Raw genomic sequence first — 14,367 nt, 5'->3', positions numbered from 1 at the left:
CCACTCACCACAGTGCCCCCGCCCAGGGATCATCGTCCGCGGTGACGGGGGCCGGCGGGAAGTCGGCGACGGTGAGTTCCTGCACGGCGCTCAGGGCGAGTGGTTGGTGGGTCGCCAGGACGACCATTCCGCCCGCCGCACGGTGCGCCTCGATCTCCGCTTCCAGGGTGCGCACGGAGCGCGCGTCCAGCCCGACGCTCGGTTCGTCCAGCAGCCACAGCGGCGCGGGGGAGGCCAGGATTCGGCTGAGCGACAGGCGCCGGCGCTGCCCGGCGGAGAGCAGGCGCACCGGTTGGTCCGCCAGGTCGCCCAGGCCGAAGCGTTCCAAGGCATGGGGCGCCGCGTCGGCCAGTTTGCCTTCCAGACCGGCCCAGAAGCTCAGATTTTCCACCGCCGTGAGTTCCGGTTTCAGGGCCTCGTGGTGTCCCTGATAGTGCAGGCGCGCGCGGTGAGCTTCCGGGTCCTCGGCGACATCGGCGCCATCCCAGCTCAACCGGCCAGCCGCGGGGGGCAGCAGGGAGGCGAGCACGCGCAGCAGCGACGACTTGCCGCTGCCGTTCGGGCCGCTGAGGACCAGCGCGCCGCCAGCTACCAGATCGAAGTCGAGCCCGGCGAAGATCGCCCGGTCGCCGCGCACGCAGCCGAGGTCGCGTCCGGCGAATCGGACGGGGGCGGCACTTGGGCTGGGATGGGAACGGGCCAAGGCAGGTCTGCGGGAAGCGCTGCGTGAAAACGGGCGAGTGCGTCGCGCGCGGCCACGACGCGCCGTCGAAAAAGCACGGTCCGCCGCTTGGCGTCAACGCGCACGCCGACACGGACCTATTAGATGCCGTGCAGCATCATGCCGCGGAAACGAAAACGGCCGCGGCACCGTTGGGGGAGGGGTGCCGCGGCCGAAACACACACGCTTCGCAAACGCGGTGTCCGCCAGGAACGGCAGATCCGGGGGAAGAACCGCCGTCCGATCCGCCAGCCGTTCGCAAGGTGTGGGGGCACCTGGGAGGCCGGCTGGGCGCCTCCATCACAGAGAGGGGAATCTCCGTTAAGGTTAACGCTCGCGCCTTGGTGTGACCGGAGTTGGGTGGCAATGCGGCGGAAATGTGGAAACCGTCACACCGACGGCCCCGCTGAGACGGCCCGCTGATGCGCGTGCGTCCGTTTCCCGGCGGGCGCGTGTGCCGTAGGCTGCGCCCATGTCCAAGCCTTCTGACGCTTCGTCCCCTGTCGCCGTGCCGCGCCGCGCCCGCGTCATCGCCGCCTGGTGCCTGTATGACTGGGCCAGCAACGCCTGGCCGACCGTGGTCTCCAGCTTCGTCTTCGCCGCCTACGTCACCCGCGAAGTCGCGCCCAACGCCGAGGTGGGCACGGCTTGGTGGGGCACGGCGACGGCGATCGCTGGGATCGTCGTGGCGCTCCTCAGCCCGCTGTTAGGCGCGATCGCGGACCGCGCGGGCCGGCGCAAGCCATGGGTCGGCGTGTTCACGGCGATGACCGTGCTGGTCTCGGCCTTGCTTTGGACGATCGCGCCCGAAGCCGATCTGCTGGTTCGCGCGGGCGTGCTGATCGCGCTTGGCACCGCCACGTTCGAGATGAGCCAGGTGTTCTACAACGCCATGCTGCGCGACATCGCCCCGGCCGGGAAGCTGGGCCGCGTGTCGGGTTGGGCCTGGGCGCTTGGCTACGCTGGGGGATTGGCCTGCCTGACCAGCTGCTTGGTCCTGCTGGTGTTTCCCGAGCCGCCGCTGTTCGGTCTGGATGCCGGCGACTCCGAGCCGGTGCGGGCGAGCGCGCTGGTCGTTTCGGCCTGGTTCGCCGTGTTCAGCGTGCCGTTCTTCCTGCTCGTCCCCGACAGACCAGCCAGTGGGCTGTCGCTGCGTGCGGCCGCGCGGGCGGGACTGGCGCAGTTGGTCACCTCGTTGCGGCGCATCTGGCCGGACCACCGGGAGATCGCGCATTACCTGATCGCGCGGATGATCTACACCGACGGGCTGAACACGCTGTTCACCTTCGGCGGGGTTTATGCCGCCGGCACCTTCGGCATGGGATTCCGCGATATCCTGATTTTCGGGATCGTGCTCAACGTCGCCGCCGGGCTGGGCGCGTTGGCATTTGCTTGGGTCGACGACTGGATCGGGCCCAAGCGGACGATCCAGATCTCGCTGATCGGTTTGCTCGGCTTCGGCGTCGCCGCGCTGACCGTGCAGTCGGTGACGGCGCTCTACATCGCCGGCTGCGGACTGGGCCTGTTCATCGGTCCGGCGCAGTCGGCCAGCCGCTCGATGATGGCCCGTATGGCGCCTGCGCACCTGCAGACCGAGATGTTCGGTCTCTACGCCCTGTCGGGCAAGGCGACCGCCTTCATCGGCCCGGCGCTGGTTGGCTGGATCACCCTTTGGGCCGGCAGCCAGCGCGCGGGGATGCTGACCATTCTGGCGTTTTTCGTGGTCGGCTTCGCCTTGCTCTGGCGTGTGCCGGCGCCGCGGGGAGAGGCGGCGTAGGGCTCTGGTCGGGCAGCGTCTACTCCTGCTGCGCCTTGCCGTCGTGCTGACCCAGCTTGATCACGTTGACCGGCTTGTCGAGCGAGGTGGTCTGGATCGCGTCCGCCAGGCGCGGCGGGCAGGCGAACTCGGCCTCGGGCGAGTTCGCTTGGCACACCCGGCCGCCCTGCAGCCACAGGCGGGTCTTGCCCAGGATGTCGCGGGAGAACGGCAGGTGTTCGGTGTCGAAGGTGGGGGTGCGCCAGGCGCGCTGCACCAGGTAGAGCGATTCCGTTCCCTCGACGACTCGGAACAACGCCAGCTCGCCGCGCCCCGTCTGGGCATGCTTGGTGCAGCCGAGCAGACGGAAGGCCACCGTCCGCCCGCGCGTCTGCTGCACGTCGGTCTGGGTGCCCAGCAGATTGCGGCAGTCCTGGGCATAACGCCGGGCGATCTGGTCCAACAGTTGCTTGCCGGTGATCCCGGTTTCGCCTGGGAACAGCTGGATTGACACCTTGTCCGCCCAGTTGTCCGTCTCCTGTCCTTCCGGCAACCAGGCCATGTGCACGACCCGGCCGGTGTTCGAGGAGTAGGCGATCTGCCAGGTGATTGGCACGGGGGTCAGGAAAAACTCTCCACCGCCGCCGTTCACCACCGCCAACCCGCGGTCGCCCAGCGGCTCCAGCGCCTGCGCCGGGCCGGCCGCCAGCAGCAGGGCCAGGGCGAGGGTGGTCAGCCGCCTCACAGTGGCTCGCCGCGGATTAGCCGCGGCAGGTCGCCCAGGGTTCCCATCGCGTGCTGCATGAACAGCTTCTTCATCGGGCCCACCCGGTTGACCCCGGCCAGGCCCAGGTCGCGGGCCAGGCGCACCGGTCCCAGGTCGTTGGAGAACAGATGGTCGAGCGTGTGCGTGGCGGCGACCAGGATCAGGTTATCCGGCCGGCGCCAGCGCTGATAGCGGCGCAGCACGTCGGGATTGCCGACATCCAGCCCCAGCCGCCGGGCGTCGACGATGCACTCGGCCAGTGCCGCCACGTCACGCAGGCCGAGATTCAGGCCCTGGCCCGCGATCGGGTGGATGGCGTGCGCGCTGTCGCCGACCAGCGCCAGGCGGGTGTCGATGTAGCGTTCGGCGTGCAGGCCGGAGAGCGGATACTTGAACCGTGGGCCGGCCTCGCGGACATCGCCGTAGTCGGTGCCGAAGCGACGCAGCACTTCGCGGGCGAACGCGTCCGTGTCCAGGCCATAGAAGTGGTCGGCCAGGCGCTTCTTCTCGGTCCAGACGATGGAGGAACGATGCGCGCCGTCCGGGCCGTCGACCATCGGCAGCATGGCGAACGGGCCAGACGGCAGGAAGTGCTCGTGCGCGGTGCCTGCGTGATCGGCATCGTGCTCCAGCGTGGCGACGATGCCTGCCTGGTCGTAGGTCCAGCGCGCGGTCCGGATGCCGGCCGACTGGCGCAGCGGCGAGCCGCGGCCGTCGCAGCCCGCGATCAAGCGCGCGCGCACCTTGCGTCCGTCGCTCAGCGTCGCGGTGGCGTGGCTGGTGGTGCGCACGACCCGCTCGACGCCCACCGGGGCGAGCACGGTCAGGCGCTCGAAACTCGGCAGCAGGCGCTGCTGGCCCTGGCGCATCACCCGGTTCTCGACGATGTGGCCCATCGCCTCGCCGACCTCGCGGTGGTCGTAGTGCAGGTGCAGCGGCGATTTGGGACGGCCGATTCGGCCGTCGGTCACCATGATGTCCAGGATCGGCTGTGCCTGCTCGGCGACCAGATCCCACAGGCCGATCGCCTCCATCATGTGGCGCGATCCCGCGGCGATCGCCGAGGCGCGGCCGTCGAAACCCATCTTGAGGACGTCGTCCGGGCTCTCCTGGTCGACCACGACCGTTTCGATGCCGGCGGAGGCGAGCGCGCTGGCCAGGGTTGCGCCGACCAGGCCGCCGCCGGCCACCAGCACCTCGGCGTGCAGTGTCTCGGCGCCGGTTTCGTTCGCGCGTGGGGGCGTGCTCGAAGAGGAAGTGCTCTGAACCATGGCCGTAAAATCTAGCGCGTGGGCCGGCTTGTCCAGTGGGCGCCGCCGCGTTTGTACGCTGGTGGCGTGCTGCGTCTCGGTGCGGTTGCGCTGTCGGCCTGGACGGCAGGACTGGTGGTTGCTGTCAGTCTGATCATTTGGTGATCAGCTTCCAGGGTTTGCTTAAAAATTAAGCAGGCAGTTTTGCTCAAGCGCTGCGCACGTCTTGGGTGCGTGACCCGATAACTCCTTGAAGAACGAGGGTCTTAGCCGTCCCGGGGTGCTTGGCACGGTTCTTGATTGAGGGAGAGCGGGACGGACGCGGGTCCGTGGCCGGTGCTGGCGCGAGGGGGCCTGCCGGCGAAGACAGCGGACCGGCGCCCCGTGTTCCGGGAAACCAACGCCATAGAGGGAACGACGCCATGAAAATGGTTATGGCGATCATCAAGCCCTTCAAGCTCGACGAGGTCCGTGAGGCCCTGACCGGTCTGGGCATCGAGGGTCTGACGGTCAGCGAGGTGAAGGGCTACGGCCGTCAGAAGGGCCAGACGGAAATCTATCGCGGTGCGGAGTACGCCGTGAATTTCCTGCCCAAGGTCAAGATCGAGCTGGTGCTGCCCGATGACCGGGTGGAAAGCGCGGTCGAGGCGGTCAGCAAGGCCGCTAACACCGGCCGGATTGGGGACGGCAAGATCTTCGTTTTCGACGTGTCTCACGCCGTGCGCATCCGCACCGGCGAAACCGATAGCGACGCGCTTTAAAGGGGGGCCTAAGCAATGAGCGTCCTGCGCAAATCCGCGGCCGTGCTTGGCCTTGCCGCCCTCGGCGGCGTCGGCCTCGCGGTCCCGGCTCATGCAGAAGTCAGCGGCGAGACCGCATTCGTCTTCAACACTTTCAGCTTCCTGGTCAGCGGCTTCCTCGTGATGTGGATGGCCGCCGGCTTCGCCATGCTCGAATCGGGGCTGGTGCGCTCCAAGAACACGGCGACGATCTGCCTGAAGAACATCGCGCTCTACGCGATCGCCGGCATCATGTACTACCTGATCGGCTACGCGCTGATGTACGTCGACGTTTCCGGGTACATCGGCTCGTTCAGCCTGTTCTACAACACCTCGGAAGCTGAGCTGGCGCTGATCAACGGCACCGGCGGCGAGGAGACGCTGCAGTCGGTCGTCGACAACGGCTACTCGGTGATGTCCGACTGGTTCTTCCAGATGGTGTTCGTCGCCACCGCCGCGTCGATCGTCTCCGGCACGGTCGCCGAGCGGATCAAGCTCTGGCCGTTCCTGGTCTTCGTCGTGGTGCTGACCGGTGTGCTGTACCCGATCCAGGGCTCCTGGACCTGGGGCGGCGGCTGGCTCGCCGAGATGGGCTTCTCCGACTTCGCCGGTTCGACGATCGTTCACTCCGTGGGCGGTTGGGCCGCGTTGACCGGGGCGCTGATCTTGGGTGCGCGCCGGGGTAAGTACGGCGCGGACGGTTCCGTACACCCGATGCCGGGCGCCAACCTGCCGCTCGCCACGCTGGGCACGTTCATCCTCTGGCTCGGCTGGTTCGGTTTCAACGGCGGCTCGCAGCTCGCCTTGGGCTCGGCGCTCGACGCCAGCGCGATGGCGATCGTCTACGTCAACACCAACCTGGCTGCCGCCGCCGGCGTGGTCGCCGCGATGCTGCTGACGCAGATCCTCTACAAGAAGGTCGACCTGACGATGGCGCTGAACGGCGCGATCGCCGGTCTGGTCTCGATCACCGCGGGCCCGGACCTGCAGAACCACTTCCTGGCGATCATCGTCGGGGCGATCGGTGGCATTCTGGTGGTGCTGGCCGTGCCGATGCTCGACAAGCTCAAGATCGACGACGTGGTCGGCGCGATCTCGGCCCACCTGGTCGCCGGTATCTGGGGCACGCTGGCCGTCGGCATCTTCGGCGGCGGGGACCTGGTGGTTCAGATCATCGGCATCGTCGCGATCGGCGTCTTCATGACCGTGACCTCCGCGATCCTCTGGCTGGTGCTGAAGTACACCATCGGACTGCGGGTCGACGAAGAGGCCGAGGTCAATGGCCTCGACCAAGCCGAGCTTGGCCTGGAGGCCTATCCCGAGTTCGGCCGCGGTTCCCAGACGGTGTAACCGCGCCGCACCCGATCCCCGGCCGGCGTCCAACGCCGCCGGTCGGGATCCCCCTGGGCGTTTCCTCCGCCCGACTTGGGCCCGGTTCAGCCATCCCGGCTGGCCGGGCCTTTTTTGTGAGCGCCCGTCACGCGAGACTGCCAACGCAGCGAAGGCTCAATCCGCCCCTAAATGGTGGAAATGCGGCCTTAGACGGACGTAGGTGCAATGGGCAGCAAAGGCCCGTATCAAGCCCTTGCCAGTCATTGACCTGCGAGCCGCATGTTGATTTTCGACCACATTCTCTTCAGGCGGTTTCAGATTGGAGGCTCGCAGTATCGCTCTGGTCTCCGCGAGGTAGTCCGGCAAGGTAGGCGGCGATCTGCGCCCGCGATCGCTCTATATCAGATAGCTTTCGGTCGAGCTTAGCCACCTCAGACTCCAGCCGGGCGCGCAGCCGATCACAGGGGTGGAAAGTCGGCTCCGGACTGATGATGCAGGGCAACAGATCATGCATCGCCTCGACCGTTAGCCCAGCCTCGGCCAGCTGCCGGATGAGGCGCGCCTCCTCTAGATCGTCTTGGGAATAGTCCCTGTAGCCTTTTTCTGTCCGGTGCGGCCGGAGAAGCCCTTCTGCTTCATAGAAGCGCAGCATCCGGATGCTGATGCCACTCCGATCCGAAATTTCGCCGATCCGCATGATGAGCACCTTTGTTTTGGCTTGACCCTAACAGCGCTGTCAGGCCGTAGGAAGCGTGCCGACACATCAAGTCGGAGAATGAAACGATGTCAAAAATCGAATATTTGCAGCAAGATGGCGCGCGAGTTGGCTATCGGGACGACGGAGACGGGCAACCGCTCGTACTCGTTCATGGGACCGGAGGAGATGGCGAGGCCAATTTCGCGGGTCTGCTGCCACATCTGCCGGGCAGACGCGTGCTACGGCCTGACTATGCCGGGTCTGGGCTCACCGATGATCCGACAGAAGTACTGACGCTTGACCGCCTCATCGGGCAGGTGGTTGCGGCGGCAGACCATGCCGGCTTTGATCGCTTCGATCTTGCTGGCTTTTCGCTGGGCTCCGCCATTGCAACCCGGCTTGCAGCCCTTCACCCCCATAGGGTGGACAGGCTCGTGTTGATCGGTGGCTTCGTCACCGGTGGGGACCCGCGTTCGCAACTGCAGTTTCGGCACTGGGCGGATTTGGCTCGCAGAGATCCAGAGGCGCTCGCCCGCATGATGTTGCTGACCGGGTTCAGCCACGAGTTCCTGTCCAGAATCGGAGACATCGAGGAGGTCGTCTCTGACATGGTCAAGGGAAGCAATTGGGAGGGTGTCGCCCGACAGTCAGAGTTGGATTTGAGGGTCGACGTCTCCAAAGACCTCAGTGCGATCAGGGCCCCCACGCTTGTTCTCGGCAACCGGTACGATCAGATGATCGATCCGGTGGCATCAACGGTGCTCGCCAGTGGTATCGCCGACGCGGCTCTCGCCTGGATCGAGGGCCCGCACCTGGCACTGATGGAGGAGCCAGGTGCGGTTGCGGAGCTCATGCGACCTCATCTGGCTGCCTGAACACTTGAGGCCATGCTATTGTCGCCTCGCACCTTGAGGGTGGCGGCCGCTTTGTCCGTAGTGCTGCCCGCCTGTCCTGCGGCTCGAAGAACGCGGCCGAGTAGGTCTTCTTGGCAGTCTTCAGGCGCTATGCCGTCAGCATGGTATTTTTTGTGGCGTTCCGTGCGAACCGGCGAAAAGGGCAGGGGGCGCACGTGACGCGCGTGTGTCGCGTGTCTGGCCAGCTTGCCGGCGGACTCCGGCCCGGGTAGACTGGCCGCAGATGAAACGAACCGTGAATCCGGCGGGCACTGTGTGTGAACGCCGGCTTTTAAGTGTTTGACGAGAGAGGACGCGCGCATGGTCGCCGCCGTCAGCAGTTCCCGGCGGGATGTTCAGGCGTTCCACCCCTTCCTGAAGCTGAACCGGCTGCTGGACGGCGTGGCGCCGGGGCGCTCGCCCGCGCCCGACGGCGCGCCGATCAACCTGCAGGTGGGGGAGCCGCAGAACGATCCGCCGGCGCTGATCGATCGGGCGTTGACGGACGCCAAGGGGTGGCAGAAGTACCCGCCGCCCCGCGGCACCGACGCCTTTCGGCAGGCCTGCACCGACTGGTTGGCCCGCCGCTACCCAGCCGCCGCCGGACTGATCGGGCCGGGGCGGGCGGTCGATCCCGCGCGTCAGCCGCTGCCGCTGCCCGGAACGCGCGAGGGCCTGTTCTTCGCCGCGCTCTCCACCGTGGGCGGTGGGCGCGATGTCGTGCTGTTGGCGAATCCTTTCTACCACGTCTATGCCGGGGCGGCGCTCGCCGCCGGGGCGACCCCGGTGTTCGTCCCGGCGACGGCTGCAACCGGCTTCATGCCCGACTTCGCCAGCCTGGACGCCGGCACGCTCGACCGCACGGCGCTTGCCTTCCTGAATTCGCCGTCGAACCCGCAAGGCGCGGTCGCGGATACCGACAAGCTGGTCGCGGCGATTCGAACCGCCCGGGCCCACGGCTTCGTGCTGGCGCTGGACGAATGCTATACGGAGATCTACGACACCACCCCGCCGCCGGGCGCGCTCGAAGCCGCTGCCAAGCTGGCAGGCAGCGCGGGCACGCCCGATCTTAGCCAATTGCTCATCTTCCATTCGCTATCCAAGCGCTCGAGCGCAGCCGGGCTGCGCTGCGGATTCGCCGTCGGCGACCCGCGGCTGGTTGATCAGCTGGATGCCACCTTGCGCGTCGGCGGGGCGGGCGTCTCGCTGCCGATTCTGGGCGCCGGCGCCGCGCTTTGGCGGGACGACGATCACGTCGAGGCGAATCGCGCGCGCTACCGCGCCAACTTCGACGCGGCGGAGCGGGCGCTGGCATCCACCGGCGCCAACGTGCGGCCGCAGGCGGGCTTCTTCCTGTGGCTCGACGTCGGCGATGGGGAGGCGGCTGCCAAGCGCCTTTGGCAAGAGGCGGGACTGCGCGTGCTGCCCGGGGCCTACATGGCCGTGGACGACGCGGACGGGAACAATCCGGGCGCGCCCTACATCCGGGTCGCTCTGGTGTACGAGCCGGAGGTCACGGAACGTGCACTCACGCGTCTTGGTGAGGTGATCTGGGGCGGCGCTCCGGCGGCGCGTCTGGGCTAGCAAGCCCGGCGGGCCGAATGCGGCAACGACAGGGAAAGCGAACACAGGCGTGAGTACGAGCACCCGAACCAGCCGTCAGACCAGCGCTGCCGAGCAGGCCGCGCGCGCCCGCGACGGCGTTGCCGGCTTCATGAAGCGCCGGCTCGCCGACCTGTTGCGGATTGCGCCGGGCCTCCTGGCGCTCGTCCTGCTGGTCGCCTTCGTGACCTACAACCCGAACGATCCCAGCCCGAACGTTGCCGCAGATGGACCGATCTCCAACCTGCTCGGCTGGCCCGGTGCGGCGGTTTCGGACGTCGTGCTGCGCACGCTGGGGCTGGCCGGTTTCGGACTGGTGCTGGTGCTGGCCGGCTGGTCGCGCCGGCTGATGCTGGACCACGAATTGCCCAAGTGGTGGCTGCGTATCGCCTTGCTGCCGGTGGCGCTGCTTGCGCTCGCGGCGGTGCTGGCCGCGCTGCCCACGCCCGTTAGCTGGACGGTCGAGGGTGGCCTCGGCGGCTTCGCGGGGGTGCTCGCGATGCGCTCGCTGATCGACCTGACTGGTCTGGGACTGACCACCCCGGCGGTGGTTTGCGCGCTGGTTGGGCTGGCGGCGCTGCATTACACCGGCGGCCTGCGTCGGACGGACTGGCAGGCGGTCGCCGCCGCTTTCGGCCGTTTGACCGGACGCAGCGCCGAGCGGGTTTCCGGCGCGATCCAATCCGGGCGGGCGATGAACGAACGGCGCAAAGCGAGCCGCGCGGCCGGTGCCGAGTCGGAGGCTGAAACGGACGAACCCAAGCCGGGCTTGGCAGCGCGCGTCAGCGCGTTGATCAGCCAGTTCAAATCGGACGATGCGGCGCCGGCCGATGCCCCACGGACAGCCCGGCGCGAACCGCAACTGGTCGCCGGCGGCGCCGGCGCGCCAGAGGCCGCGCCAGAACCCGAGCAGCCGGCCCCGGCGAAGCGGGGCCGTCGCGCGCCGCAGATCGACGATACCCCAGAGCCACCCGTCGCGGAGGATGACGAGGTCGCTGCGCCGGAGCCGCCGCGCAAGCAAACCCAGGTCGAGCCGCGCGCGCCCAAGGCGCAGCCGTCCAAGAAGGCGGCGAAGGACGACCAGCAGCGCTTCCGTTTCGGCGAGGACGGTTTCGAGTTGCCGCCGCTGTCGCTGCTCGGTCACGTCGATCCGGAGGACAAGGGCGGGCCGTCGCGCGACGCGCTGGAGAAGAACGCGCGTCTGCTGGAGCAGGTGCTGCAGGACTTCGGCGTGAAGGGCGAGATCGTGAAGGTCCGCCCCGGCCCGGTGGTCACCCGCTACGAGCTGGAGCCCGCGCCCGGCACCAAGACCAGCCGCGTGGTCGGGTTGGCCGACGATATCGCCCGCTCGATGGCGGCGGTCAGCGTGCGCGTGGCGGTCGTGCCCGGCAGCTCGGTGATCGGCATCGAGTTGCCGAACAAGCAGCGCGAGAAGGTTGGGCTGCGCGAGCTGTTGTCCAGCGAGGAGTTCGAGAAGGACGGTGGTTCGCTGCCGCTGACGCTGGGTAAGGACATTTCCGGCAATCCCACGATCGTCGATCTGGCGAAGATGCCGCACCTGCTGATCGCGGGTACGACCGGTTCGGGCAAGTCGGTGGCGGTCAACGCCATGCTGCTTAGCCTGCTCTACCGGCTGCCGCCGGAGCGCTGCCGGATGATCCTGATCGATCCCAAGATGCTGGAGCTGTCGGTCTACGATGACATTCCGCATCTGCTCTCGCCGGTGGTGACCGATCCGAAGAAGGCGGTGGTCGCGCTCAAGTGGACGGTGCGCGAGATGGAGGACCGCTACCGGGCGATGTCCAAGCTCGGGGTGCGCAACATCGCCGGCTACAACCAGCGGGTCGAGCAGGCGCGCCAGAACGGCGAGGTCCTGACCCGCAAGGTGCAGACCGGTTTCGACCCGGACACTGGCCAGCCGATCCACGAGGAACAGCCGTTCGATCTGGAGCCGCTGCCGCACATCGTCGTCGTGGTCGACGAGATGGCAGACCTGATGCTGGTCGCCGGCAAGGAGATCGAGCAGACCGTGCAGCGCCTGGCACAGATGGCGCGTGCGGCCGGCATCCACGTCATCATGGCGACCCAGCGCCCGTCGGTCGACGTGATCACCGGCACGATCAAGGCGAACTTCCCAACCCGGATATCCTTCCACGTCACCTCCAAGATCGACAGCCGGACGATCCTGGGCGAAACCGGCGCGGAGCAACTACTGGGCATGGGCGACATGCTCTACATGGCCCATGGCGGGCGGATCACCCGCGTGCACGGGCCGTTCGTCGCCGACAACGAGGTCGAGGAGGTGGTCGCCCACCTGAAGGCGCAGGCCGCCCCGGACTATGTCGAGGACGTCACGGAGGAGGACGAGAGTAGCGGGTCGGTGCTGCCGGGCAGCGGCGACTCCGGCGGCGACGGCGGCGAGAACGACCTCTACCGTCAGGCCGTCCAGGTGGTCTGCCACCACAAGAAGGCATCGACCTCGTTCGTCCAGCGTCAGCTCGCGATCGGCTACAACCGCGCAGCCCGCCTGATCGAGCGGATGGAGAGCGAGGGCATCGTTTCGCCCGCCAACCACGTCGGCAAGCGCGAAATCCTGGACGAACACGCCAGCGAGCGGGTGTAACCGCCGCCCTGCCCCGCCAGGGCGTGGCACGTAGCCGGTACGGGTGTACGCGTACGGCCTAAATCGCGGGCTCTCTGGGGTGTTTTTCAGGCACGTACACCCTTGGTTTCATGCACACTTCAGTCGCATGTCGAGACGCGGTCCCTGAGCGTGTCGAAGGGCCGCGTCTCGACTTATGCCAATGGGGCCTGCACCCGGCTGAGAGGTCAGAGGGGCGCGCCTACTCCAGCTCGATCGCGCCGTCGATGTCGACGTCCACGTCCAGCTTCTCGACCGTCAGCTTGACGTTCGCCTTGATCGTCTCGTCGCCGGTCAGGCGACCGTCCTCGATGGCTTCGCGCACGGCCTTCTCGATCTCGCGCTGCGAGGTCACGCCAACCTTCTTCAGGAACTTCCGAACCTCGATGTTGAAGGTTTCCTCGTTCATGGGGCTTTGCCCTCCCGATCATCCAGATGACTGCCAATGAGCTAGGAGGTACGCCCGCCCGCGCCCCTCGTCAAAGGGCCCGTGCTTGCTGCGCTTCCCACGCCCGTCTAGCCTTCCACCAAGGAAAAAAGACAGACCCTGGGGAGGGCTCTCGGCGATGAATCTGTATCGCATGCTGCGTCAGCGCGCACAGGCGGGCCGGCCGGTGACGGTCGGCCTGATCGGGGCGGGCAAGTTCGGCACGATGTTCCTGGCCCAGGCGCGTCAGACGCCGGGCCTGCACGTTCTCGGCGTCGCCGACACGAATCCGAAAAGCGCCCACGGTGCGCTCAGCGAGGGCGGCTTTACGCCCGACCGGCTGGCCGATGGCTTTGACGCCGCCCGGCGGGACGGCACCACGGCGGTGGTCGAGGACGCCGACCGTTTGATCGCCGCCGACGGGCTGGACGTGGTGGTCGAGGCGACCGGCAACCCCGCAGCCGGGATTCGGCACGCCCGCGCCTGCGTGGCGCACGGCCGGCACCTGGTCAACGTCAACGTCGAAGCCGACGCGTTGTGTGGGCCGCTGCTGGCGCGCGAGTTCAGCCAAGCAGGTTTGGTGTACTCGCTGGCCTACGGCGATCAGCCGGCGATCATCTGCGAACTGGTGGACTGGGCGCGGGCCTGCGGTCTGCCGGTGATCGCGGCCGGTAAGGGCACGAAGTATCTGGAGACCTTCCACCTCTCCACGCCCGACACGGTTTGGGACCTCTATGGCATCGCGCGCGAGACGGCCGAGCGCGCCGGCATGAACGCGCAGATGTTCAACTCCTTCATCGACGGCACCAAGTCCGGGATCGAGATGGCCGCGGTCGCCAACGCCTGCGACCTGGGCGTGCCGCCGGACGGGCTTGCCTTCCCGCCCTGTTCGGTTGACGACCTCGCGCACGTGCTGCGCCCGCCGGAGGTGGGCGGTCGGCTGCATCATGCCGGACAGGTCGAGGTGGTTTCCTCGCTGGAACGCGACGGCCGGCCGATCGACCGCGACCTGCGCTGGGGCGTCTACGTTACCTTTGCCGCGCCCAGCAACTACACCCGGGCCTGTTTCCGCGAATATGGCCTGGTGACCGACGTTTCCGGCACCTACAGCGCGCTCTATCGGCCCTATCACCTGATCGGGCTGGAACTCGGCATCTCGGTCGCGAGCGCCGCGCTGCGCGGGGAGCCGACCGGCGCGCCCGAGACCTTCCGCGGCGACGTCGTCGCGGTCGCCAAGCGCGACCTCAAGGCGGGCGAGCGCCTGGACGGCGAGGGCGGTTATTGTGTCTGGGGCCGGCTGATGCCGGCGGAGGACAGCTTGGCGAGCGGGGCTTTGCCGATCGGGCTGGCGCACGGCCTGACCCTGACTCAGGATGTACCGCAGGGCACCGCCGTGCCGCGCGCGGCCGTGCAGCTCGATCTGACCGATTGCGCCGTTGCCGCCCGCGCGGAAATGGAACGGGCCTTCGCCCCGCAGCAGGTCGCGCGGTAGGTACGCCGAGG

The 14,367-nt window shown here is 67.8% G+C and carries 12 protein-coding genes; 7 read left to right on the top strand and 5 right to left on the bottom strand.

Features of this window, described 5'->3' with window-relative positions; translation table 11 throughout:
* Positions 1 to 4: 4 nt before the first annotated feature.
* Positions 5 to 703 (bottom strand): heme ABC exporter ATP-binding protein CcmA, encoded by a 699-nt coding sequence (ccmA, locus tag RHOSA_RS19580; protein WP_037255454.1) that lies wholly within the window; start codon positions 701 to 703, stop codon positions 5 to 7.
* A gap of 490 nt (positions 704 to 1,193) precedes the next feature.
* On the opposite strand from ccmA, the gene RHOSA_RS0101040 reads away from it, so the two are divergent.
* A complete protein-coding gene (locus tag RHOSA_RS0101040; RefSeq protein ID WP_027287229.1) occupies positions 1,194 to 2,498 on the top strand; it encodes an MFS transporter in 1,305 nt (434 codons plus the stop codon).
* Positions 2,499 to 2,517: 19 nt separating this feature from the next.
* Here RHOSA_RS0101040 and RHOSA_RS0101035 read toward each other — a convergent pair whose 3' ends face one another.
* Positions 2,518 to 3,222, bottom strand: coding sequence for a hypothetical protein (locus RHOSA_RS0101035; protein ID WP_027287228.1), 705 nt, complete (start codon positions 3,220 to 3,222; stop codon positions 2,518 to 2,520).
* Positions 3,219 to 4,514 (bottom strand): UbiH/UbiF/VisC/COQ6 family ubiquinone biosynthesis hydroxylase, encoded by a 1,296-nt coding sequence (locus RHOSA_RS0101030; RefSeq protein ID WP_037255451.1) that lies wholly within the window; start codon positions 4,512 to 4,514, stop codon positions 3,219 to 3,221. The genes RHOSA_RS0101035 and RHOSA_RS0101030 overlap by 4 nt, the downstream gene beginning before the upstream one ends.
* Before the next feature lie 401 nt (positions 4,515 to 4,915).
* Here RHOSA_RS0101030 and RHOSA_RS0101025 point away from each other — a divergent pair, with 401 nt between their 5' ends.
* Complete coding sequence (locus RHOSA_RS0101025; RefSeq protein WP_027287226.1) at positions 4,916 to 5,254, top strand: P-II family nitrogen regulator; 339 nt, start codon at positions 4,916 to 4,918, stop codon at positions 5,252 to 5,254.
* Positions 5,255 to 5,269: 15 nt separating this feature from the next.
* Complete coding sequence (gene amt, locus RHOSA_RS0101020) at positions 5,270 to 6,622, top strand: ammonium transporter (protein WP_027287225.1); 1,353 nt, start codon at positions 5,270 to 5,272, stop codon at positions 6,620 to 6,622.
* A gap of 286 nt (positions 6,623 to 6,908) precedes the next feature.
* Here amt and RHOSA_RS0101015 read toward each other — a convergent pair whose 3' ends face one another.
* On the bottom strand, positions 6,909 to 7,301 hold the full coding sequence (locus tag RHOSA_RS0101015) for a MerR family transcriptional regulator (RefSeq protein ID WP_027287224.1): 393 nt from the start codon (positions 7,299 to 7,301) through the stop codon (positions 6,909 to 6,911).
* Positions 7,302 to 7,387: 86 nt separating this feature from the next.
* Between RHOSA_RS0101015 and RHOSA_RS0101010 the strand changes: the two genes are divergently transcribed.
* From RHOSA_RS0101010 to RHOSA_RS19570, 3 genes are all read left to right on the top strand, one after another.
* Positions 7,388 to 8,176 (top strand): alpha/beta fold hydrolase, encoded by a 789-nt coding sequence (locus tag RHOSA_RS0101010; RefSeq protein WP_027287223.1) that lies wholly within the window; start codon positions 7,388 to 7,390, stop codon positions 8,174 to 8,176.
* A gap of 339 nt (positions 8,177 to 8,515) precedes the next feature.
* On the top strand, positions 8,516 to 9,778 hold the full coding sequence (locus RHOSA_RS19575) for an aminotransferase class I/II-fold pyridoxal phosphate-dependent enzyme (protein ID WP_037255448.1): 1,263 nt from the start codon (positions 8,516 to 8,518) through the stop codon (positions 9,776 to 9,778).
* A 49-nt stretch (positions 9,779 to 9,827) separates the two neighbouring features.
* Positions 9,828 to 12,419, top strand: coding sequence for an FtsK/SpoIIIE family DNA translocase (locus RHOSA_RS19570; RefSeq protein ID WP_037255445.1), 2,592 nt, complete (start codon positions 9,828 to 9,830; stop codon positions 12,417 to 12,419).
* A gap of 220 nt (positions 12,420 to 12,639) precedes the next feature.
* On the opposite strand, the gene RHOSA_RS0100995 is transcribed toward RHOSA_RS19570, so the two are convergent.
* Positions 12,640 to 12,846, bottom strand: coding sequence for a DUF6494 family protein (locus tag RHOSA_RS0100995; RefSeq protein WP_027287222.1), 207 nt, complete (start codon positions 12,844 to 12,846; stop codon positions 12,640 to 12,642).
* Between the two features lie 157 nt (positions 12,847 to 13,003).
* On the opposite strand from RHOSA_RS0100995, the gene RHOSA_RS0100990 reads away from it, so the two are divergent.
* Positions 13,004 to 14,356 carry an NAD(P)H-dependent oxidoreductase gene (locus RHOSA_RS0100990; RefSeq protein WP_027287221.1) on the top strand — a complete coding sequence of 451 codons (1,353 nt, stop codon included), beginning with the start codon at positions 13,004 to 13,006 and terminating at the stop codon, positions 14,354 to 14,356.
* Positions 14,357 to 14,367: the final 11 nt, after the last annotated feature.

Origin of the sequence: Rhodovibrio salinarum DSM 9154, assembly GCF_000515255.1 — a bacterium.
In the GTDB taxonomy this organism is placed as follows: domain Bacteria; phylum Pseudomonadota; class Alphaproteobacteria; order Kiloniellales; family Rhodovibrionaceae; genus Rhodovibrio; species Rhodovibrio salinarum.
The sequence above is the reverse complement of the archived record's forward strand: the minus strand, read 5'-3'. Positions and strand labels throughout refer to the sequence as shown.